This is a genomic window from Stenotrophomonas sp. AGC87, assembly GCF_057333975.1.
This window is the reverse complement of sequence record NZ_JBHFHW010000040.1, coordinates 98,240-119,607: the sequence shown is the minus strand read 5'-3', so window position 1 is coordinate 119,607 and position 21,368 is coordinate 98,240. Positions and strand designations below refer to the sequence as shown.

The window sequence follows — 21,368 nt, the reverse complement described above, 5'->3', positions numbered from 1 at the left end:
GCCGGAATCACGCGGCCTGCGACTGCGCGTCCTTCTGCTGGCGCTTGTAGTAGCCCGCCGAGCGCAGTTCTTCCGGATCGAAGTCGTCCACGGTGATCGTTTCCAGGGTGAGCGTGCGCAGCTCTTCGAGCAGGGTGCGCTCGTCCTGGGTAATCACGCCCTCGGCCACGGCTTCGTCCAGTTGGGTAACGAAGTCCAGCGCTTCGATACCCTTGGTCTTGAGCGCCTTGATGAACTTGCGCTCCACCGGCTCGGCCATGATCGCCTTGGACAGGTAGCTGTTGATGCGGCCACCCGGGTTGTTCTCGCACGGGGTCAGGAACACGCCACTGGCCAGACGGTCGCGGGCTTCGTTGGGCGCCATCAGCAGCGCGGCGACGCGGTGGCCCAGACGGTCGCCCGGGGCCTCGGCACGGCGGCCGAACGGGAAGATCAGCGCCCACATCAGCCAACCGATCGGGCGCACCGGGAAGTTGCGCAGGGCGGCCGACAGCGACTCTTCGATCTTGTGCACGCTGTCATGGAAGGCCCAGGCCAGCAGCGGCTGGTCAGCCACCGGTGCGCCTTCGTCGTGGTAACGCTTGAGCATGGCGCTGGTCATGTAGATGTGGCTCAGCACATCGCCCAGGCGGCCGGACAGCGATTCCTTGAACTTCAGCTTGCCGCCCAGCGTCATCATCGAGATGTCGGCCATCAGCGCCAGGTTGGCCGAGTAACGGTCCAGCTTGCGGAAGTAGCGGCGGGTGTAGGCATCGCCCGGGGCGGCACCGAAACGGGCACCGGTCAGGCCGAACCAGAACGAACGCACGGCGTTGGAGATGCCGTAGCGGATGTGGCCGAACAGGCTGCGGTCGAATTCCTGCAGGCCGGCGCGCGTATCCGGATCCTGCGCGGCCTTCATTTCCTTCAGCACCCACGGGTGGCAGAGGATCGCACCCTGGCCGAAGATCAGCAGGCTGCGGGTCATGATGTTGGCACCCTCGACGGTGATCGCGATCGGCGCGGCCTGCCAGCTGCGGCCGGCGAAGTTGCGCGGCCCCAGGATGATGCCCTTGCCGCCGATCACATCCATCACGTCCGAGATCACTTCACGGCTCATGGTGGTGCAGTGGTACTTGGCGATGGCCGACGGCACCGACGGCACGTCGCCGCGGTCCACCGCCGCCGCCGTGGCCTGGCACAGGGCGCTGATCGCATACGCCTTGCCACCGATGCGGGCGAGTGCTTCTTCCACACCCTCGAAGCGGCCGACCGACAGGCCGAACTGCTTGCGGATGCGGGCATAGGCACCGGTCACCACGGCACCGGCCTTGGCACCGCCACTGGCGGTGGAGGGCAGGGTGATGGAGCGGCCGACGGCCAGACACTCGTTGAGCATGTTCCAGCCCTTGCCGGCCTTCTCGGCGCCGCCGATCAACTGGGTCAGCGGGATGAAGACATCCTTGCCGCGGATCGGGCCGTTCTGGAAGGTCGAGTTGAGCGGGAAATGGCGACGGCCGATTTCCACGCCGACGGTATCACGCGGCAGCAGCGCCAGGGTGATGCCGATGTCGCGGGTGCTGCCGATCAGCCCGTCTGGATCGTACATGCGGAAGGCCAGGCCGATCAGCGTGGCCACCGGGGCCAGCGTGATGTAGCGCTTGTCGAAGGTGAGCTTGACGCCCAGCACCTGTTCGCCGTTCCACTCGCCCTTGCAGACGATGCCGTAATCGGGAATCGAGGTGGCGTCCGAGCCGGCGAACGGACCGGTCAGGCCGAAGCACGGCACTTCACGGCCATCGGCCAGGCGCGGCAGGTACTGGTCCTTCTGTTCCTGGGTGCCGTAATGGTTGAGTAGTTCACCCGGGCCCAGCGAGTTGGGCACGCCGACGGTGGAGCTGACCACGCTCGACACCGAGGCCAGCTTCTGGATGACCTTGTGGTGGGCCAGCGCGCTGAAGCCCAGGCCGCCGTATTCCTTCGGAATGATCATGCCGAAGAACTTGTTCTTCTTGATGAAGCTCCACAGCTCCGGCGGCAGGTCGGCGTAGACGTGGGTGATTTCCCAGTCGTTGACCATCTTGCACAGCTCTTCGACCGGGCCGTCCAGGAAGGCCTGTTCCTCAGCGGTGAGCTGCGGCTTGGGGTAGTTCAGCAGGATGTTCCAGTCCGGATCACCGGTGAACAGCTCGCCTTCGAAACCGACCGAGCCGGTTTCCAACGCGATGCGCTCGGTCTGCGACAGCGGCGGCAGCACCTTGCGGAACACCTTCATCATCGGCGCAGTCAGCAGCGGCTTGCGGATGAAGGGCAGCAGCAGCGGCACGGCGATCACCGCGACGATGGCCGCGGCCACGATCGTGGCGGTCTGGTTGACGTACGGGATGAACCAGCAGGCGGCCAGCAGCACGAGGCTGATGATCGTCCAGGTGATCAGGCGCATCCGGTGGTAGGCGACGAACGCACCTGCCAACAGGACAACGAGGAAGGGAACGACAATGCTCATGAGCGTGCTCCGGTGACGTGCTCGGTAATGGCGGACGATGCGACGGCGGAGGCCGAGGGCAACACGTCCAGATAGTCCAACACAGTAGCGGTAAAGGCGTTGTTGTCATCACCGGCGACCATGTGCGTGGCCTCCGGCAACTGCACATGGCGTGCGTGTGGCACCAACGCGAGGAACTCGGCCACCGTCTGCGGGGTGACGAGGGTACTGCGGCCACCGCTGACCAGCAGCAATGGGCATTTCACCTGGCGCGCCGCGTCAGCAAGCGCGTCCTGGTGGTGTTCACTGTCACGCGCCAGTTCGGCGACCAGGCGCGGGTCCCAATGCCAGCGCCAGCGGCCGTGACCGTCCTCGCGCAGCAACGCGCGCAGGGAATCGTCCGACTTGCGCGGGCGGTGCGGCATGTAGGCGGAGATCACATCGGCCGCCTGGGACAGCGAGGCGAAGCCGTCCGGGTGTGCGGTCATGAACATCAGGATCTTTTCGACCCCGGCGGTGTCCCAGCGCGGCGTGATGTCCACCAGCACCATCGCCGAGAACAGGCCCGGCCAGCGCGACTCGGCGAGCAAACCGAACAGGCCGCCCATCGAGGCGGCGATCAGGATCGGCGGCTGCGCCTGCTCGCCGGCCAGCACGATCAGATCATCGGCGAACTGTTCGCCGTGATACGCAAGGTCGGCTGGGTTCCAGTCGGAATCGCCATGGCCGCGTGCGTCGTAGGACAGGGTCTGGTAACCGGCGTCGACCAATGCGGAGGCGGTGGCATTCCAGGCATGCCGGGTCTGGCCGAAGCCGTGGGCGAACAGCACGGTGCCGCGGCGCCCCGGGCCCGAGCGGGTGGCGGCCAGCACGGCGTCGTGCGCGCCGGTCAGTCGCTCATCGTCAAAACGGGGCAGAGTAGAAGAGGGAGTGACCATACTCGCTAGTATGGACCTGCCCTGTGCGATGTCAATACTTGGGAGTATGGTGGGTACATCCCTTGCGCGGCGAGGCTCCAGGCGCCCCTGTGTGCATTGACGTACTGCAACCAACCCCGGCGTATGGTTAAATCCACCTATGAATGAACCCGAAGCTTCCGCCGGCGAGCCACGTGCCGGCCGCAACAGCCGCCTCAGTGCCGAAGACTGGGCCCAGGCCGCACTGGATCTGATTGCCGAACAAGGCGTGGGCGCGGTCGCGGTGGAACCGCTGGCGCGGCGCCTGGGTGTCACCAAAGGCAGCTTCTACTGGCACTTCCCCTCGCGCGATGCGTTGCTGCAGGCCGCGCTGGAGCGCTGGGAGCTGTTCGAGCAGGAGCAGGTGTTCGGCAGCCTGGCCGATGTGACCGACCCGCGCGTACGCCTGCGCCAGCTGTTCCAGGTGGTGGCGCATGAAGTGCAGCCGCACATCATCTACAGCGAACTGCTCAAGGCGTTGGATCACCCGATGGTGCGCCCGGTCATCGACCGTGTTTCGCATCGCCGCCTGGAGTACCTGGTCGCCTCGTTCCGCCAGGCCGGCCTCAGCCGGACTGACGCGCAGCACCGTGCACGCCTGGCCTATGCCGCCTATGTCGGCTTCCTGCAGTTGTCGCTGCAGTTGCAGCAGCCCAAGCAGGCGCGCGAGGATTTCGAGGCCTATGTGGAGCACGTGATCGAGACGCTGATTCCGCTGGGTTGATCTGATCGCTGGAGGCAAGCAGAAGGCCGCGGAAACGCGGCCTTTTCTATGCGTGCCGTTTGCTGGCCACGCGCACCACCACAAAAAACAACGGCCCCTTTCGGGGCCGTTGCATCAGACGTTGTTGATCAGTGGATCGATCAGAACTTCTGCGAGTACTTCATGTACAGGAAGCGACCGATGTCGTAGCCGCCGTAGTACGAGAAGTTCGAGCTCGGCTGCGAGGTCATCATCGGGCCGACCTTGTTGAACACGTTGTTGGCACCCACGGCGACGGTGGCATTCCACGGGGTGGCATAGGACACCTGCACGTCGTGGAAGGTCACTGCGCCCAGCTCGGTCTTCGGCGAGATCACGCCCAAGGTATCCGGTGCGCTGTAGTTGGGCAGGGTGCAACGCGTGGCGAAGCGGCAGTTTTCCTTGGTGCCGGAGTAGTAACGCATGTTCCAGTTGACCGACAGGTCGTTCATGCTCCAGCCCAGGCCCAGGTTCGAGCGGACGCGGAAGAATGCACCGAAGCCATTGTTCTGCGACGGCACGGCGTCGACATCGTCCGTGGACTTCTCTTCGTACTTGCCCACATACGTGGTGGCCGACTTGGCCGAGAAGCGGCCGAAATCGGTGTCACGGCTGTAGCTGATGTCGAAGTCGAAGCCTTCGGTTTCGGTGTAACCGGCGTTGCGGTTGCCGTAGTTCAGGGTGCCCACGATGTTGCCGTTGTTCGGGTCACGGCTGAACATCGAGCAGCGCGATTCGATCAGGCGGACATAGCAGTCTTCCATGATCAGGTTCGGGCTGTCGCTGACGATCGTGTTGTCGATGCGGATGCTCCACCAATCCACACCCACGCTCAGGCCGGTGACGTAGCTCGGGCTGTACACGAAGCCGACCGTCTTGGACTCGGAGGTTTCCGGGGTCAGGTTCGGGTTCGAGCCGGAGTTGAACGGCACCGGGCTCTGTGCGGCACGGCCGGTCGTCGGGACGAAGCCCTGCGACAGCTGGCGGTAGCCCTGGCCCACATCCTGGACGCAGCGCGCGCTGCCGCGGACGTCGCCGTAGACGCTGTCGCACGGATCGACGAAGTTGGTCGGGAAGGTCTGCGAGCTGCCGCCGTACAGATCACCGATGGTCGGGGCGCGGAAGCCCTCGGCATAGGTGGCACGGACCAGCAGGTCGTCGATCGGACGCCACTTCAGGCCGAACTTGTTGTTGGTGGTGTCACCGAAGCTGGTGAAATCCGAGTAACGGGTGGCCACGTCCAGGGTCAGTTCCTTGGCGAACGCCAGATCCGCCAGGATCGGGATGTTCAATTCCAGGTAGAACTCATCCAGGGCGTAGGAACCCTTGGTCGGACCGGACGCCAGGTTGGTCGAGTCACCCGACTGGGCGATCGCATCCGGGTTGAACGCACCGCTTTCCTTGCGGTATTCGTAACCGATCGCGAAGCCCAGGTCGCCCGCCGGCAGCGGCACGATGGTGCCGGACAGGTTGGCGAAGTAGTTGTGGGTGGTGGTCTTGCCGGTGGCGTGTTCTTCGCGGAACAGGTAGTTCTGCACGTTCGGATCGCCCAGCGAGTACTGGTCGCTGCCTGCGCCGTAGCCGGCATACGGGTTCCACGGCACGCAGCCGGCGATCTCGTTGCCCGGGGTGCCGCAGACGACCTGGCCGGCGGAGTTGAGGAACGACGGCCCCACAGCCGCGGCGACGGCCGGGATGTAGAAGTTGCCGTTGTTGATCAGCAGGCTGTCGTTTTCGTTGTACAGCGCGCCGACATCCCAGTTGAAGAAGCGGTCACCGATTTCGAACGAACCTTCCAGTGCCGCGGCGAAACGCCAGGTGGTCAGGGTCGAATCGGTGGTACGCGGGACTTCCCAGCCACGGCGACGGAAGTCGACGTCGTTGGTCTGCTGGTACAGCGGGTTGCCATCGTCATCGAGGTAGGTGGCGACGTCGGCCTGGTAGAAGTCACGATTGCCGTTCGGGTTGAAGTAGCTGCCGTTGCTGACCAGGGTGCGGCTGCCATCCGGGTTGGTCTGATAGACCGCGCCGGCCATCGGCACGCCGAAGGCGGACGACTGCAGCGGGTAACCGGCGATCTGACGCTGCGACTGGCGCTTGGTGTAGGACAGGTCCGTGGTGAAGCGGACGTTGTCAGTGATGTCGTAGTTGCCGCTGACGAACAGCGAACGACGCTCCAGCGGGGTCAGCAGGTGCATCTGGTCGGACGAACGGCTCTGATCCGCAGCGGTCTGCGGGTGGAAGTCGTTGGCACCGATGGCATCGCTGCCCTGATTGGCGACCGACCAGCCGGCGCTGCGGCGGACCGGGATGCCCTGGGCGTTGAGCACCAGCGCGCCCGCAGCATTGCGGTTGAACTGGTTGGCAAAGCGGTTGTAGTTGCCGTACTGGCCGACCGGGGTCAGCGAGGAGGCCGGATCCCAATCCGGGTAGGTGTCGGCCGTGAACGGACGATCCTTGGCCCACACGCCTTCTTCCTTGTGGTACTCGGCGCCGACGGTCAGCGAGCCGCGGTCACCGGAGAAGCCCATGACGAAGTCGTAGGTTTCCTTCTCGCCATCGCCCTGGCTGTACTGGCCCTTGTAGACGTTCGCTTCCAGGCCGTCGAAGTTCTTGCGGGTGATGATGTTGATCACACCGGCCATCGCGTCCGAACCGTAGATCGACGAGGCGCCGTCCTTCAGCACGTCGATGCGCTCGACCATCGAGGTCGGGATGATGGAGATGTCCTGGTAGCCGTCCGGGCTGATGCCCAGGCGCTTGCCATTGACCAGCACCAGCGTGCGCTGTGCGCCCAGGTTGCGCAGGTCGATGTACTGACCGCCGGCTTCCTGGTTGGAGGTCAGCGGCGAGGCGCGGCTGAAGTTCGGGCTACCGGCGGCCGAAATGTTCTGCAGGATGTCGCCGACCGAGCTGAAGCCCTGGTTCTGGATATCTGCACGCGAGATGGTCAGCACCGGCTGCGCGGTCTCGACGTCAACCTGGCGGATGCGCGAACCGGTGACCGAGATGCGGTCCAGATTGGTGGTGCCAGTGGCTTCCTGGGCGACGGCGCTGCCGGTGCCGGCAGCGCTGGCGATCAGCGCGAGGACGACGGCGTCACGCAGTTTGTTGCTGTTGCGATTCATTGGGCTCTCTCTCCAAGTTGACTTGGGTGCAACGTGTTGGGATGGGCTTCAGCGCGGGGACGAAAGGCGTTCCCAATCCGTGAAGCTGACTCGATAGTAACCACGTGCAACTAAAAATTAAAGAGCCGTTAATGTTCCATGTGATTTAGGTGAAATTCGGCAAAGCCTTTGCGGCATAAGGCTGTAAGCGATATCTGTCGCCTAAAACGTCTCATTTGTTAAGATTTTTGTTAAAAAAATTTCACCCTGAATGGGCCTTGCGTACCCTTGACAGGCAGCCCAAACGTAAAAGGGCGCCTCGTGGAGGCGCCCTTTGGGTGACGTGTATTGACGGGTCGCAGCAAACGCAGGTCAGAGATCCTGCTCGTACCGCACGTAGGGCACAGTGCCTTCGTCAGTGCTCTCGTTGCGCGGAGCAAACGGGTTCTTGCCCCGGGTGACCACATTCTCGGCCCCGACGGTGAGCTGGCCGCTCCAAGGCGTGCGCCAGGTCAAGCCGACGCCCAGGCCTTCCCACTTGCCGGGCTGGCCGGGTACATCGACCACGCGGCCGATGATGTTGCCGCTGAAGTTGCCATAGCCGGCACCGATGGTGAGGCTCTTGCTGTCCCAGCGGTCGACGATCGCCGGCGAGGCGTCCGCGATGGGAACCAAGCGCGCTTTGGCATAGGTGCCACCGATCGAGACGAAGCCCTCGCGGCCAATGTTCTTCTGCCCGAAGACGGTCAGGTCGTTCTGTTCGGCGCGCAGTGAAGGCGACTTGTTCGGGCCAGCCAGCCACGCGGGCAGGGTGTCGCGGCCGCTGCCGGCGGTGATGCCCACGCGGCCGCCGGGCCGGTTGAACGCGGCGGTGCCACTGACGCGGCGGCTGAGCGTGTTGTCTTCCTCATCGCCCAGCGTCGCCAGCATGCAATGACTGGCCAATCCGCTGATGCTCGTCCCGCGACTGCTGTTGCACAGCAGGCCCAGCGAGTCACCCGAGGACAGGCCGAAGGCCGCGTCCAGGGAGCTGCGGCCGAAATGCCAGCGCGCACCGACCGCCTGCTCGCCGGTGGGTTCCAGATACAGCAACGCCTCCACCTTGCCGCTGCCCTTGTTCCAGACCGGCAACACGGTGCCATCCTGCTTGCCTTTGGCCTGCGCATGCGCGCCCGAGATCGCGCCTAGGGCGATCATCAGGGCCAGCGGTAGACGCAGAAGGGAATGCATGGGAACTCTCAGACAAGCGCGGTGAACACAAGTTCCCGCCGAAGCGGGACATTGATCCTAGGGCGTTTATGATTTCTTAACAAGTCTTGGTTCTCCCCAGAACAAAACGCTTGCCAAGTTTACTGAAGCCGTTCAGGTGCCGGCGAGGATACATCCATCTCGCGGAACAGTATGTCGAATTCCGTCAACGGAAAGTGATACTCCTGCCCGCAGAATTCGCACCGCACTTCCACCGCGCCGGTCGGCTCGGCGGCAGCCCGGGCCTCTTCCTCGCCAATGGACTGCAACATGCCCGCCACCCGCTCGCGCGAGCACGAACAGGCAAAGCGCAGGGCCTTGTCGCCGAGCAGTTCCGGCGTCTCTTCATGGAACAGGCGGTGCAGCAGATCGTGGCCCGGCACCTCCAGCAGTTCCTGCTTGCCCAGGGTCTCGAACAGCGCGCTGGCACGCGACCAGCCGTCCTGGTCGCCTTCATCGCCCGGCAGCTTCTGCAGCAGCAGGCCTGCGGCGCGGGTGCCGTCGGCGGCGAGCAGCAGCCGGGTGGGCAGCTGTTCGGACTGGCGGAAATAATCCTCGAAGGCTTCGTCCAGACCGGCTGCGGTCAGGCCGACCAGGCTCTGGTAGCGCTGCGGTTCGCGCGGGTCCAGGCCGGGGTTTTCGATGGTGATCGCCAGCAAGGCATCCTCGCCCAGCGCGGTCAGGTCGCGCGGCGCATCGCCGCCGCCGTCGGCCAGCTGGACGATCCCGCGCAGCGTGCCGGCCGCGGTGCACTCGGCAAACAGGGTGCGCATCGCGGTGTTGCTGCGCAGCTGGATCGACAGGCGGCCATCGACCTTGGTGTGGCCGGTGAACAGCGCCGAGGCCACGCTGGCCTCGCCGAGCAGTTCAGCGGCGCCCGGCGGATAGACCGCGTGGGACAGGATCTCCCGCCAGGTGTCATCGAGGTGCACGTGCACGCCGCGGACGCCGGCATCGGGGAGCAGGAAACGGACAAGGGAGTCGGATTGGGCGGTCATCGGTTCGGTGGCTGCGCGAAAGGAGTGCCGGTTGCCGGATAATGCGCCGACAACCGTGCAAGTAAAGGATGCACCAGTAATGGGGGCAGAGCGCAGCAACCTCAAGGTCGAGCCGGACCTGGAACCGTCACGTCCGCGCCGCTGGCACTGGAAGCGCCTGCTGTGGCTGCCGGTACTGTTTGCCGGCTTCAGTGTGCTGCAGGTGCTGGCCCTGCGTTTCATCGACCCGCCGGTGTCCAGCGTGATGCTGTGGCGCTACGGCGAAGCGTTGGGGGAGGGCGACTGGAGCTACCGGCTGCACTACCAGTGGCGCGACCTGGACCAGATGGCGCCGAGCCTGCCCATTTCGCTGGTGGCCGCCGAGGACCAGCGCTTCCCGGAGCACAACGGCTTTGACCTGCAGGCCATCGAGAAGGCGCGCGACCACAACGCACGCGGCGGCCGCCTGCGCGGGGCCAGCACGATCAGCCAGCAGGTCGCCAAGAACCTGTTCCTGTGGCAGGGCCGCAGCTGGATCCGCAAGGGGCTGGAGGTCTGGTACACGGTGTTGATCGAAGCGCTGTGGCCGAAGTCGCGGATCCTGGAGATGTACGCCAACATCGCCGAGTTCGGCGACGGCATCTATGGCGCGCAGGCCGCGTCCCGGCAGTACTGGAACAAGGACGCGTCGCGGCTGAGCCCGGCCGAAAGCGCGCGGCTGGCGGCGGTGCTGCCATCACCGCGACGTTATAACGCGGCCCAGCCCGGGCCCTACGTCCAACGCCGCGCGACATGGATCCAGCGGCAGGCGCGGCAGTTGGGCGGGAGTGGTTACCTCAGCGAAGACTGAGCGTTCATGTACGTGATTGGCTGACGCTACAATCGCCCCATGAACAGCCCACGCCTGACCGTCGTCGTCGCCGCCCACAATGAAGCGCTTGCCTTGCCGATGCTGCACCCACGGCTGCGTGCGGTGCTCGATGGACTGGAAGGCATCGACGGCCGCGTGGTGTATGTGGACGACGGCAGTACCGATACGACCTGGGACGTCATGCAGGGATTGGCTGCTGCGGACGGCTGCGTCGGGGTGCTGCGGCTCTCGCGGAATTTCGGCAAGGAAGCGGCGCTCACCGCCGGGCTGGATTTCGTCGACGACGGCGCGGTGATGATCCTCGATGCCGATGGCCAGGATCCGCCGGAACTGATTCCCGAATTCGTCGCGCTGTGGCAACAGGGCTATGACAACGTGTACGGCACGCGCCTGGTGCGCGACGGCGAAAGCTGGCTCAAGCGGTCTACCGCCAAGGCGTTTTACCGGGTGATCGGGCGGCTGTCCAAGACACCGATTCCGGCCGACACCGGCGACTTCCGTCTGTTGTCGCCGCGCGCGCTGCAGGCGCTGGGTCAGCTGCGTGAGCGCCACCGGTTCATGAAGGGGCTGTTCGGCTGGGTGGGCTTCCGGCGCAAGGCGCTGCCTTACCACCGCCATGCGCGGCTGGTCGGGGAGAGCAAGTTCGGGTTCTGGCGGCTGTGGAACTTCGCGTTGGAAGGGATCACCGGCTTCTCGACCGCACCGCTGCGGGTGACCACCTATCTGGGCCTGGCGGCGGCGAGTTTCGCGTTCCTGTTCGCGCTGGTCGTGGTGCTCAAGGCCGCGCTGTACGGCGACCGTGTCGCTGGCTGGCCGACGATGATGGCGGTGATCCTGTTCCTTGGCGGGATACAGCTGATCGCGCTGGGCTTGATCGGTGAATACCTGGGCCGGCTGTACGAAGAATCCAAACAGCGCCCGCTGTACCTGATTGACACCTGGCAGGCCCCGTTCGTGGCAGACTCGGCCCTGCATCCCATCGGTGGAGAGCAGCGAGATGACCACGGTACGACAGCTGTTGGAAGGCAAGTCCCCTGAGGTATTCGCAGTAGCCCCGACGTCGGCGGTGATCGACGCCATCCGGTTGATGGCTGAAAAGGGCATCGGCGCGGTTCTGGTGATGGAAGGCCGGCAGCTGGTCGGCATTCTTTCCGAGCGCGATTACGCACGGAAGATCGTGCTGCACGAACGCTCCTCACGCACGACCGAAGTCCGCGAGATCATGACCCCCAAGGTGGTGACCGTCGCGCCAGGCGAGCAGGTCGAGCACTGCCTGCAACTGGTGACCGATTACCGCATCCGCCACCTTCCGGTGGTCGATGGCAACGGGGTCCTCGGCGTCATCTCGATCGGCGACCTGGTCAAATCGGTGATCGACGAACAGGCACAGAAACTCGATCAGCTGCAGCAGTACATCGTCGCCGGTTGAGCGTCGATCCATGCTGTCCGGCATGCCGGCCCTGAGTCGGCATCCGGCCAGGACGGGCCAGAATCACTTGGCGTAGCGGCCACCGCAGTTGCTGTCCTCGCCTGGCCCGGTTTCGATCGTTGCCAGCAGCGCGGCGGGCGGGGCAATGCTGCCCAGCGCCAGGGCGATCGCCCCGCGGATGCCCAGTGCCTTGAAGTCCGGCCGGAACGAGGGATCCTTGAAGGTGCCACCGATGCGCAGCGGCGAGCGCAGCGCCAGGATGCTCATGTCCTTCGGGCGCGGCCGCAGCAGCAGATCCAGCTGCTCCTGTTTCAGATCGACCTTGCCCTCGCCGAGGATCAGGGTGTCGGTGGTATCGAAGGCGAGCGAACGCGACTGCATCACGCCGTTGGCCACCCCGAAGTCGCCCCACGCGCAACGCAGTGGAATCTGCTTGTCACCGGTGAACAGGAATTTCACCGATTCGGCGACATCCAGCCCGGCCAGTTCCATGATCAGATTGCCGACATGGCCGCGGCCGATGCCGACCGCCACGGTGCCATCGGAACTGCCGAGCATGGCCGCGACGGAGTTGCCCTGGCCGGTCAGGTTGACGTCGCCACTGATACCACCGGAGGCCTGCTCGGCCAGCTTCGCATCGGGGAACAGCTTGCCCAGCTGCACCTTGCGGATGGTGGCCTGCAGCTGAGTCGAAATGGCCTGCTTGCGGGCATCCATCCGGATCGTGCTGCGGATATCGCCGCCGGCAACACCAAAGTTGAGCGGTTCCAGGCGCAGCAGCCCGTCATTGAGCTTGAGGTGCGCATCCATGTCATCCAGCGGCAGGGCCGGCGAATTGATCCGCTGCGCTTTCCAGCGCACATCGGCATCCATCGCGCGCAGCTTGGACAGGTTGTAGGGCGTATCCGGCAGTACCTTGGCACGGGCGGCCAGCGCGGCTGCCTTCGCCTTCTGCTCGGCATTGGCCGATTCCCCCGCGCCGGTCTTCGGCGGCGCCCCGATGAAGCCGGCCAGATCGTCGAAGTCCAACCGCTTGGACACCAGATCCGCCTTCAGGAACGGCCGGTCACCGCTCACATCGATCTGCGCGGTCCCGCCCAGATCGCTGTCACCGGCCGTACCCGTGAAATTCTCATAGCGCCAGATCGCGTTGTCGCGCTTGAGCTGCCCCGTGAGCTTGTAAGGCGGCGTGGAGGGCATGGCGACCCCGATCAGTGGATACAGATCCTCCATATCCTGCCCACTCAGCATCAACTCCAGATCGAACACCCGCAACTGGAACGGATTGGTCAACGTCCCACTGGCGATCGCATGCGTATTGCCGGCGCGCCCATCCAGATGGATGCGGAACGGATGCCCGGTATTGGTCAGCTCGAGCGGCGACTCGGTATTGCCCTCCAGCGAGAACGGATTGCCCTGCCAGCGCCCTTTGCCCTTCACCAGCAGCGGCGGACCACTGTCCTTGTCGCGTGGTTTGCCGCTGTCGAGCGACACCAGCACATCGGTCCGGCCCGCCGCATCCCGGAACTGCAGCCGCCCATCATCGACCAACAACCGCTGCAGCACGGGCGGGTCACCGTCGCTCGGCCCCAGGAAATCCCAATTGCCCGGCTGATCCTTCTCCGGCGCCGTTTCCAGCAACAGATCCGGCCGCGTCAGCCGGATCTCCGGAATCCGCACCTGCCCACGCAGCAACGGCCATACCCGCAGATCGATCTCCACCCGATCCGCCGTTGCCATCTGCGGCTGCTTGGCCCACGTCGCATTGGCAAAGGTCAGCCCATCACCGCGCACCGTCGTCACCCGACCCAGATCGACATCCAGATCGCCCGTGATATGGAACTCACGCCCCGTCTTGGCCTGCACCGCCCGCTCCATCGGACCCTTGAACCAGTTCCAATCCCACAGCGCGATCAGGATCAACAGCGCAGCGAACAGAAACACCAGGATCGCCAACCACCGCTGCCCCCGCTTGCCAGGACGACGCCAGCGCCAGCGGGAACGAGAAGGAGCATCGGAAGGAACAGGGGAGGGCACAGTATTCACATCCCCATGGTTGCCCTTGCATCGTGCAGGCAGCGCGAAGCATTGGTAAGGGTACTGTCAGGGTGAGGCGTGTCGATACTCAGCGTCGCCGCTGGCGACGACCACGCCAGGCGCAGTACGGCGGCCATGCTTGGCACCGGTCCAACCAGGGTTTTGACCTTCTCAGGCCACCAGCCAACGGTGAGCGGGGCGGTGCGGGTGGGTTGGCGGGACCATGAGCGCCATGGATGGCGCGACATGAGCCTCCATGGACGGATTTACGGCGTGTCCCGCCAACCCGCCCGTACCGACCCCGCCTGGCGCATTCCTGACGCCCGAGTCGCTCTTGGTCTCGCTCTCGCTCTCGCTCTTGCTGTTGCTGTTGTTGTTGCTGTTGCTGTTGCTGTTGCTGTTGCTAGTGCTAGTGCTCTGGCTGGTCCGGGTGCCGTTGCACTTGCCCGGCAGAAAAACAGCACTCAGAGAATCTGCGCCGTCACCGCAACGAAGTGACACACACTCCCACCGATCACGAACAGATGCCAGATCGCATGCGAATACGGCACCGACTCCCGGTGATAGAACACCGTCCCCAACGTATAGAACACACCGCCGGCCAACAGCCACCCCAGCGTCCACGCATCCAGCGAATGCCACATCGGCTTGATCGCCACCATCACCATCCAGCCCATCGCGATATAGATGATCGTCGACAACAGCTTGAACCGGCCCGTATAGAACAGCTTGAATACCACCCCGAACAGCGCCAGCGCCCAGATCGCGGTGAACATTCCCCAACCCCACGGACCCCCACGCAGACCGATCAGCGTGAACGGCGTGTACGTCCCGGCGATCAGCAGATAGATCGCGCAGTGATCGAACACCTTCAGCCGGCCCTTGGCGACCGGATGCTGGATCGCGTGATACAGCGTGGACGCCGTATACAACAGCAACAGCGCCACCCCGAATACGATCGCACTGGCCAGCTGCCAGCCGTCGCCATAGATGGCGGCCAGGGTGATCAGTACCGCACTGCCAGCCAGTGCAGCGACGGCGCCAAGCCCGTGGGTCAGGGCGCTGGCGATTTCTTCTCGAACGGAAACGACAGAGGTCATGGCGATGATCGGATGTGCGGGGAGGGGGAGCCCGCTCCCCCCTATCATCGCCGCGATGGCGCGCGCATGCACGCGCGCCTGTTCAGCCGGTAGACCGGCCGAGCGGTCAGCTGACCGAGATGCTGTGCGCTGCTTCGCGCGTGGCCGCGAAGCGAACATCCGGCGCGCGCTCCTGCGCCAGCTGCAGGTTGACCCGCGTCGGTGCCAGATAGACCAGTTGGCCGGCGGCATCGATGCTCAGATTGCCGGCGTTCTTCTCGCGGAACTCCTCCAGCTTCTTCTCGTTGCTGCAGGTGACCCAGCGCGCCGTGGTCACACTGACCGGCTCGAAGGTGGCTTCCACGCCGTACTCGTCCTTCAAGCGGTAAGCGGCCACATCGAACTGCAGCACACCCACCGCGCCCAGGATCAGGTCGTTGCTCATCAGGGGGCGGAAGAACTGCGTCGCGCCCTCTTCGGACAACTGCGCCAAGCCCTTCTGCAGCTGCTTGAGTTTGAGCGGATCACGCAGGCGTGCGCGGCGGAACAGTTCCGGCGCGAAGTTCGGGATGCCGGTGAAGCTGACCGCTTCGCCTTCGGTGAAGGTGTCACCGATGGAGATCGTGCCGTGGTTGTGGATGCCGATCACATCGCCCGGCCAGGCTTCGGCGGCGATCTCGCGGTCGCTGGCCATGAAGGTCAGCGCATTGGCCAGCTTCATTTCCTTGCCGGTGCGCACATGGAAGGTCTTCATGCCGGCCACGAAACGGCCCGAGCACACCCGCATGAATGCCACACGGTCGCGATGCTGCGGGTCCATGTTCGCCTGGATCTTGAACACGAAGCCAGTGAGCTTGTTTTCCTGCGGTGCGATGACGCGGCCGGTGGTGGCGCGCGGCTGCGGCGACGGCGCATGCTCGACGAAGAAGTCCAGCAGCGGCTGCACGCCGAAGTTGTTCACACCCGAGCCGAAGAACACCGGCGTCTGCTTGCCGGCCAGGTAGGCCTCCACGTCGAACGGATGGCTGGCGCCCTGCACCAGCTCCAGCTCGTCACGCAGGTCGGCCAGCATGCGCTCACCGATCTTCTCGGCCAGCCCCGGCGAATCGATCGACGGGAAGATGGTCGAATCCTGGCGGGTGAAGTTGCGGCCCTGTTCGTACAGATGCACCTCACCGCTGATCAGGTGGACCACGCCCTTCAGGCGCTGGCCCATGCCGATTGGCCAGGTGACCGGCGCGCACTGGATGCCGAGCACGCTTTCCACTTCATCCAGCAGATCGATGGGCTCCTTGCCCTCGCGATCGAGCTTGTTGATGAAGGTCATGATCGGCGTGTCGCGCAGCCGGCAGACCTCCATCAGCTTGATGGTGCGCTCTTCCACGCCCTTGGCCACGTCGATCACCATCAGTGCCGAGTCCACCGCGGTGAGCACGCGGTAGGTGTCCTCGCCGAAGTCGGCATGGCCGGGGGTGTCGAGCAGGTTGACGATCTTGCCTTCGTACGGGAACTGCATCACCGAGGAGGTGACCGAGATCCCGCGCTCCTTTTCCAGCGCCATCCAGTCGGAGGTCGCATGGCGCGCGGCCTTGCGGCCCTTGACCGAACCGGCCATCTGGATCGCACCGCCGAACAGCAGCAGCTTTTCGGTCAGCGTGGTCTTGCCGGCGTCAGGATGGGAAATGATGGCGAAGGTGCGGCGGCGCGCAGCTTCGGTAGCGACTTCGGACATGGCGTGACGCGCCCGCCCGGGGCGCTTTTCATGGAGATAAGCCGCCCAGTATAACGGGGGCGGGCGTAGCCGGGGTCAGGGCAGGGCGGATGCGCCGGCCTCGTCCGTGGTCCGGGCGAAGTGCAGCTCGCCGTGTGGGCTGACGATCCGTGCCGGGATCGAGCGCAGCCGCATCCCGGCATTTACCTGCACCGCGAAGTGCAGGTGCGGCGCGGCGCTGTAGCCGGTGTTGCCCGATAGGCCGATGCGCTGCCCTGCCTGGACCTGCTCGCCGGGGCGGACCAGCACGCCGTGGTGCCGCAGGTGGGCATACACGGCCATGCTGCCGTCCTCATGCAGCACCCGCACCAGGTTGGCCCGGCCCAGATCGTGGTCCCGGTTCTGCCCATTGCCCTGATACCCGGCCTGGACCTGCATGACGGTTCCTGCCCGCGCCGCGAGTACGGGCGTGCCCTCGGGCAGGGCGAAGTCGATGGCCTCGCGGTTCTCCGCATCGTGGTGACTGAACCGCCCCCGCGGCGCCTGGCTGACCTGGATGCGGACGGCATCGAACGGCAACTGGTAGGTGACGTCCTGCGCGCGCGCGCCGGGGTCGCCCGGAACGGCCGTCAGATCCAGCCGGATCGCGGTACTGCCGGCCGGCGGCTGCAGGTGGGTCACCACGACGCTGGCGCCTGCGGCGACCACCGTCTGAAGGGGGAGCCCCGGTAGCGCCGCGGCGTCGGCGGCGGGTCGCAGTTCGACCTGGACCGGCCCGGCCACGCGGTTGTCGACCCGGGCCTGCCAGCGGTCGCCAGCCCCTTCCAGGGTCAGCGCCGCCAAGGCCGGCGCCTCCACACCCGCGGCGCGCTGGGCTGGGGTAGCGACAGCAGGACGGTCGAGTCGCCAGCCGTTCCGCCAGTTCGCCCCCGGGCTGGCCCAAGCGTTCAGCACCGGCATCATCATCAGCGTGAGGGCAGTGAAACGTAGGCAGCGCAAGGCGTCGGCCGGGCAGGGAGGATCCCGGAGTATGCGCGACTGATGATCATCTGGAATATATATCGCTTCATGCCGATGAAGGGATTGACATGGGCCGGGGGCACTGGCATCGTGGCTCCACCATCGAGACCGGCAGAGGGACAGGCCCTTTGAAGCCGGGGCAGCCCGCAGACGCGAAAGCGACCTGCGTAGGTGCCAAATCCTGCGGAGACCGTTGGTGTCTTCCGAAAGATGGTTCGAACCGCGTACCGTGCGTGCGCTTCGAACGCGAGCTCCGCGAAAGCTCGATGGCCGTTTTCCTCCTTTGGATACCGCCATGCGCTTCGCTACCGCCGCCCCTGTCGCCACCGACTCTTTCGCACCGCTCAGCGTCCCCGTCGACGCCGGGCTGAACGCCGTGCGCGGCGATATCGCGGCGGTGCTGTCGATGCGTCACGGCGGGCCGCGGCCGGTACGCCTGCGCTACGAATGCGTCGGTCGCGCCGATGCGCCGGTGGTGGTGCTGGCCGGCGGTATCTCCGCGCACCGCCATGTGGCGGCCAATGCCGAGTTCCCCGAAAAGGGCTGGGCCGAGGGCCTGGTGGCCGCAGGTCGCGCGCTGGATCCGGCCTCGCTGCGCATCCTGGCGTTCGATTTCATTGGTGCCGATGGGGCGCTCGACCTGCCGATCGATACCGCCGACCAGGCCGATGCGCTGGCCTTGCTGCTCGACCATCTCGGCATCGCCCGCCTGCAGTGCTTCGTGGGCTACTCCTACGGCGCGCTGGTCGGCCAGCAGTTCGCGATCCGTCACCGCCAGCGCGTGCAGAAGCTGATCGCGGTGAGTGGTGCGCATCGCCCGCACCCGTATGCCGCGGCCTGGCGCGCGCTGCAGCGCCGTGCGGTCGCGCTGGGTCAGCTGCAATGCGCCGAGAGCCACGGGCTGTCGCTGGCACGCCAGTTCGCCATGCTCAGCTACCGCACGCCGGAAGAGTTCGGCGAGCGCTTCGATGCCGCGCCGGAAGTGGTCAATGGCCGCGTGCGCGTTGCCGCCGAGGACTATCTGGATGCCGCCGGTGCGCAGTACGTCGCCCGTACCCCGGTCGATGCTTACTTGCGCCTGTCCGAATCGATCGACCTTCACCGCATCGACCCGGCCGCCATCCAGGTGCCGACCGTCGTTGTTGCCGTGGAGGGTGACCGCCTGGTCCCGCTGGCTGACTGTGTCGGCCTGGTGGAAGGACTGGGCCCGCGCGGCAGCCTGCGCGTGCTGCGCTCGCCCTATGGCCACGACGCCTTCCTGAAAGAAACCGATCGCATCGACGCGATCCTCGCCACCGCTTTTCGATCCCCCGGAGAATCCGCATGAGCCGTTCCGCTGGTACCGAGCCGTCCTGTAGCCGCGTCACCGCCGCCGTGCGTGCCGGCATCGACCGTGACACCGCCCACGGCGCGGTGACCCCGCCGATCGTGCTGTCCTCCAACTTCAGCTTCGATGGTTTCGGCAACAAGCGCCAGTACGACTACACCCGCAGCGGCAACCCGACCCGCGATCTGCTGGGTGAGGCGCTGGCCGAACTGGAAGGCGGCGCCGGTGGCGTGATCACCTCCACCGGCATGGGCGCGATCAACCTGGTGCTCAATGCACTGCTGCAGCCCGGCGATACCCTGGTGGTGCCGCACGATGCGTACGGCGGCAGCTGGCGCCTGTTCAATGCACTGGCGAAGAAGGGCCACTTCGGCCTGATCACCGCCGACCTGACCGACCCACGCTCGCTGGCCGACGCGCTGGCGCAGTCGCCCACCCTGGTGCTGATCGAAACCCCGTCCAACCCGCTGCTGCGCATCACCGACCTGCGCTTCGTCATCGATGCCGCGCACAAGGCCGGTGCCAAGGTCGTCGTCGACAACACGTTCCTGTCGCCGGCGCTGCAGCAGCCGATCAGCTTTGGTGCCGATCTGGTGCTGCACTCCACCACCAAGTACATCAACGGCCACAGCGATGTGGTCGGTGGTGCGGTGATCGCGCGTGATCCGGCGGTACACGAGCAGCTGGTGTGGTGGGCCAACGCGCTGGGCCTGACCGGTTCGCCGTTCGATGCCTTCCTGACCCTGCGCGGCCTGCGCACGCTGGGTGCACGCCTGCGCGCACATCAGGAAAACACGGCGGCCGTGGTCGAGCTGCTGGCCGCCAGCGATGCGGTCGCCAGCGTGTACTACCCGGGCCTGGTTGATCACCCCGGCCACGCGATTGCCGCGCGCCAGCAGAGCGGCTTCGGCGCGATGCTGTCCTTCGAACTGGCCTCGTGCCCGGGCGAGGATCCGCATGCGGCGGTGCGCGCCTTCGTGGATGGCCTGCGCTGTTTCACCCTGGCCGAATCGCTGGGCGGCGTGGAGAGCCTGATCGCGCATCCGGCGACCATGACCCACGCGGCCATGACCCCGGAAGCGCGTGCGCATGCCGGGATCAGCGAAGGGCTGCTGCGCCTGTCGGTCGGTATCGAGTCACCGGAAGACCTGGTGGCCGATCTGCAGGCCGGGCTGGAGCGCGCGCAGGTCGTGATCGATCAGCACCGCGACGTGCAGCGCCGTAAACAGGTGGATGCATGAGCGCGGTGCTGAACCTGCCGCTGGCGGCCCACCGCAAGCTGGCCCTGCTCGGTACCGGCACGGTCGGCACCGCGTTCGTGCAACGGTACGCCGCGCTGCAGGATCGCGGCGTCACGCTGCCCGCGTTCTCGTGGCTGGCCAACTCACGCACGGCGCGCGCCTGCGAACAGACGCCTGCCGATGAGCTTGCACAGGCCAATCTGGCCGCGCGCGGTGCGGTCGCATTGCAGCCGTGGGCGGAAGCCGAAGGCCTGCAGCGCGGCGATGTGGTGGTCGATGCGACCGCCAGTGACGAGGTCGCCAACTGGCATGAACAGTGGCTGGCGCGGGGCGTGCACGTGGTGACCGCCAACAAGCTCGGCCAAGGCGCACAGTTGGCCCGTGCGCAGGCCATCGCCGACAGCGGCCAGCAGGGTGCTGCGCATTACGGCGACAGTGCAACGGTGGGGGCAGGCCTGCCGCTGCTGAGCAGCCTGCGCGCGCTGGTTGCCGGTGGCGACCGCATCCATCGCGTGGAGGGCGTGCTGTCCGGTTCGCTGGCGTGGCTGTTCCATCACTACGATGGCCAGCGTCCGTTTTCGGCGTGGGTGCGCGAGGCGGCCCAGGCTGGGTACACCGAGCCGGACCCGCGCGTGGATCTTTCCGGCGAAGATGTCCGTCGCAAACTGCTGATCCTGGCGCGCGCCAGCGGCATCGCGTTGCGGGCCGAGCAGGTACAGGTCGCTTCATTGGTACCGGACGCGCTCGCCGCGCTGTCGGCGGCTGATGCGTTGGCGCAGCTGTCACTGCTGGATGCGCCGCTGCAGGCGTACTGGCAGCAGGCGCAGGAACAGGCAGGATGTCTACGCTTCGTCGGTGGTTTCGATAACCACGGAGCTGCGGTGGGGCTGCGTGTGCTTCCGCGCGATCATCCGCTGGCCGGCGGGGCACAGACCGACAACCGGGTCGCGATCCACAGCGACCGGTATCACGCCCAGCCGCTGCTGATCCAGGGGCCGGGCGCCGGGGCGGACGTCACCGCCGCCGCGTTGCTGGACGACGTGCTGGCGATCGTGCGGCGCTGAATGCCGTGCGATCCCAGCAAGGCACACGGTAGTGCCAGGGGTGAGCTGGCTGCGTCAGCGGAGAATGCTGATGGCGGCCGCGGGGACGCATGGCG

The 21,368-nt window shown here is 65.8% G+C and carries 16 protein-coding genes and 1 riboswitch; of the genes, 7 read left to right on the top strand and 9 right to left on the bottom strand.

Annotated elements, in window-relative coordinates; all coding sequences use genetic code 11:
* Window positions 1-7 precede the first annotated feature (7 nt).
* Together ACE026_RS16575 and ACE026_RS16570 are read right to left on the bottom strand one after the other, a co-directional pair.
* A complete protein-coding gene (locus tag ACE026_RS16575; RefSeq protein ID WP_486039950.1) occupies window positions 8-2,485 on the bottom strand; it encodes an acyl-CoA dehydrogenase in 2,478 nt (825 codons plus the stop codon).
* The gene (locus ACE026_RS16570) at window positions 2,482-3,402 is read right to left on the bottom strand and encodes an alpha/beta fold hydrolase (RefSeq protein WP_486039949.1); all 921 of its coding nucleotides are present in this window, start codon (window positions 3,400-3,402) and stop codon (window positions 2,482-2,484) included. The genes ACE026_RS16575 and ACE026_RS16570 overlap by 4 nt, the downstream gene beginning before the upstream one ends.
* Window positions 3,403-3,541: 139 nt before the next feature.
* Between ACE026_RS16570 and ACE026_RS16565 the strand changes: the two genes are divergently transcribed.
* Entirely contained in the window at window positions 3,542-4,144 is a 603-nt protein-coding gene (locus ACE026_RS16565) for a TetR/AcrR family transcriptional regulator (protein WP_019185113.1), read from the top strand.
* A gap of 140 nt (window positions 4,145-4,284) precedes the next feature.
* Here the strand turns inward: ACE026_RS16565 and ACE026_RS16560 are convergent, their stop codons facing one another.
* From ACE026_RS16560 to hslO, 3 genes are all read right to left on the bottom strand, one after another.
* Window positions 4,285-7,290, bottom strand: a complete 3,006-nt coding sequence (locus ACE026_RS16560; protein ID WP_486039948.1) for a TonB-dependent receptor domain-containing protein — start codon at window positions 7,288-7,290, stop codon at window positions 4,285-4,287.
* Between the two features lie 351 nt (window positions 7,291-7,641).
* Window positions 7,642-8,466 (bottom strand): XOO1806 family protein, encoded by an 825-nt coding sequence (locus tag ACE026_RS16555; protein WP_183073752.1) that lies wholly within the window; start codon window positions 8,464-8,466, stop codon window positions 7,642-7,644.
* A 152-nt stretch (window positions 8,467-8,618) separates the two neighbouring features.
* Complete coding sequence (hslO, locus tag ACE026_RS16550) at window positions 8,619-9,515, bottom strand: Hsp33 family molecular chaperone HslO (RefSeq protein WP_313219748.1); 897 nt, start codon at window positions 9,513-9,515, stop codon at window positions 8,619-8,621.
* A gap of 79 nt (window positions 9,516-9,594) precedes the next feature.
* Here hslO and mtgA point away from each other — a divergent pair, with 79 nt between their 5' ends.
* From mtgA to ACE026_RS16535, 3 genes are read left to right on the top strand one after another with little or no spacing between them, the layout of a single operon-like run.
* The gene (gene mtgA / locus ACE026_RS16545) at window positions 9,595-10,344 is read left to right on the top strand and encodes a monofunctional biosynthetic peptidoglycan transglycosylase (protein ID WP_486039947.1); all 750 of its coding nucleotides are present in this window, start codon (window positions 9,595-9,597) and stop codon (window positions 10,342-10,344) included.
* Between the two features lie 39 nt (window positions 10,345-10,383).
* Window positions 10,384-11,403 carry a glycosyltransferase family 2 protein gene (locus ACE026_RS16540; protein ID WP_486039946.1) on the top strand — a complete coding sequence of 340 codons (1,020 nt, stop codon included), beginning with the start codon at window positions 10,384-10,386 and terminating at the stop codon, window positions 11,401-11,403.
* Window positions 11,363-11,794 carry a CBS domain-containing protein gene (locus ACE026_RS16535; RefSeq protein WP_121038972.1) on the top strand — a complete coding sequence of 144 codons (432 nt, stop codon included), beginning with the start codon at window positions 11,363-11,365 and terminating at the stop codon, window positions 11,792-11,794. Before ACE026_RS16540 ends, ACE026_RS16535 begins: the two co-directional genes overlap by 41 nt.
* A gap of 63 nt (window positions 11,795-11,857) precedes the next feature.
* On the opposite strand, the gene ACE026_RS16530 is transcribed toward ACE026_RS16535, so the two are convergent.
* The 4 genes from ACE026_RS16530 to ACE026_RS16515 all read right to left on the bottom strand — a co-directional run bounded on the left by ACE026_RS16530 (window position 11,858) and on the right by ACE026_RS16515 (window position 17,587).
* Complete coding sequence (locus tag ACE026_RS16530; RefSeq protein WP_486039945.1) at window positions 11,858-13,840, bottom strand: AsmA family protein; 1,983 nt, start codon at window positions 13,838-13,840, stop codon at window positions 11,858-11,860.
* A gap of 455 nt (window positions 13,841-14,295) precedes the next feature.
* Window positions 14,296-14,931, bottom strand: coding sequence for a PAQR family membrane homeostasis protein TrhA (gene trhA / locus ACE026_RS16525; protein ID WP_088432947.1), 636 nt, complete (start codon window positions 14,929-14,931; stop codon window positions 14,296-14,298).
* Between the two features lie 106 nt (window positions 14,932-15,037).
* Window positions 15,038-16,642, bottom strand: a complete 1,605-nt coding sequence (locus ACE026_RS16520; RefSeq protein WP_486039944.1) for a peptide chain release factor 3 — start codon at window positions 16,640-16,642, stop codon at window positions 15,038-15,040.
* 75 nt (window positions 16,643-16,717) lie between these two features.
* On the bottom strand, window positions 16,718-17,587 hold the full coding sequence (locus tag ACE026_RS16515; RefSeq protein WP_486039943.1) for a M23 family metallopeptidase: 870 nt from the start codon (window positions 17,585-17,587) through the stop codon (window positions 16,718-16,720).
* 150 nt (window positions 17,588-17,737) lie between these two features.
* Window positions 17,738-17,858: riboswitch (SAM riboswitch) on the top strand.
* A gap of 78 nt (window positions 17,859-17,936) precedes the next feature.
* Here ACE026_RS16515 and metX point away from each other — a divergent pair.
* From metX to ACE026_RS16500, 3 genes are read left to right on the top strand one after another with little or no spacing between them, the layout of a single operon-like run.
* The gene (gene metX, locus ACE026_RS16510; RefSeq protein WP_486039942.1) at window positions 17,937-18,968 is read left to right on the top strand and encodes a homoserine O-succinyltransferase MetX; all 1,032 of its coding nucleotides are present in this window, start codon (window positions 17,937-17,939) and stop codon (window positions 18,966-18,968) included.
* On the top strand, window positions 18,965-20,209 hold the full coding sequence (locus tag ACE026_RS16505; protein ID WP_346468315.1) for an O-succinylhomoserine (thiol)-lyase: 1,245 nt from the start codon (window positions 18,965-18,967) through the stop codon (window positions 20,207-20,209). Before metX ends, ACE026_RS16505 begins: the two co-directional genes overlap by 4 nt.
* The gene (locus tag ACE026_RS16500) at window positions 20,206-21,273 is read left to right on the top strand and encodes a homoserine dehydrogenase family protein (RefSeq protein WP_486039940.1); all 1,068 of its coding nucleotides are present in this window, start codon (window positions 20,206-20,208) and stop codon (window positions 21,271-21,273) included. The genes ACE026_RS16505 and ACE026_RS16500 overlap by 4 nt, the downstream gene beginning before the upstream one ends.
* Window positions 21,274-21,368: the final 95 nt, after the last annotated feature.

What these genes read in the sequence shown, in the direction of transcription:
- ACE026_RS16505 (WP_346468315.1), top strand. Translation starts at nt 18,965, where the DNA reads ATGAGCCGTTCCGCTGGTACCGAGCCGTCCTGTAGCCGCGTCACCGCC.
- ACE026_RS16555 (WP_183073752.1), bottom strand. Translation starts at nt 8,466, where the DNA reads ATGATCGCCCTAGGCGCGATCTCGGGCGCGCATGCGCAGGCCAAAGGC.
- ACE026_RS16560 (WP_486039948.1), bottom strand. Translation starts at nt 7,290, where the DNA reads ATGAATCGCAACAGCAACAAACTGCGTGACGCCGTCGTCCTCGCGCTG.
- ACE026_RS16575 (WP_486039950.1), bottom strand. Translation starts at nt 2,485, where the DNA reads ATGAGCATTGTCGTTCCCTTCCTCGTTGTCCTGTTGGCAGGTGCGTTC.
- ACE026_RS16535 (WP_121038972.1), top strand. Translation starts at nt 11,363, where the DNA reads ATGACCACGGTACGACAGCTGTTGGAAGGCAAGTCCCCTGAGGTATTC.
- ACE026_RS16500 (WP_486039940.1), top strand. Translation starts at nt 20,206, where the DNA reads ATGAGCGCGGTGCTGAACCTGCCGCTGGCGGCCCACCGCAAGCTGGCC.
- ACE026_RS16540 (WP_486039946.1), top strand. Translation starts at nt 10,384, where the DNA reads ATGAACAGCCCACGCCTGACCGTCGTCGTCGCCGCCCACAATGAAGCG.
- ACE026_RS16515 (WP_486039943.1), bottom strand. Translation starts at nt 17,587, where the DNA reads ATGATGATGCCGGTGCTGAACGCTTGGGCCAGCCCGGGGGCGAACTGG.
- ACE026_RS16520 (WP_486039944.1), bottom strand. Translation starts at nt 16,642, where the DNA reads ATGTCCGAAGTCGCTACCGAAGCTGCGCGCCGCCGCACCTTCGCCATC.
- metX (WP_486039942.1), top strand. Translation starts at nt 17,937, where the DNA reads ATGCGCTTCGCTACCGCCGCCCCTGTCGCCACCGACTCTTTCGCACCG.
- mtgA (WP_486039947.1), top strand. Translation starts at nt 9,595, where the DNA reads ATGGGGGCAGAGCGCAGCAACCTCAAGGTCGAGCCGGACCTGGAACCG.
- trhA (WP_088432947.1), bottom strand. Translation starts at nt 14,931, where the DNA reads ATGACCTCTGTCGTTTCCGTTCGAGAAGAAATCGCCAGCGCCCTGACC.
- ACE026_RS16570 (WP_486039949.1), bottom strand. Translation starts at nt 3,402, where the DNA reads ATGGTCACTCCCTCTTCTACTCTGCCCCGTTTTGACGATGAGCGACTG.
- hslO (WP_313219748.1), bottom strand. Translation starts at nt 9,515, where the DNA reads ATGACCGCCCAATCCGACTCCCTTGTCCGTTTCCTGCTCCCCGATGCC.
- ACE026_RS16565 (WP_019185113.1), top strand. Translation starts at nt 3,542, where the DNA reads ATGAATGAACCCGAAGCTTCCGCCGGCGAGCCACGTGCCGGCCGCAAC.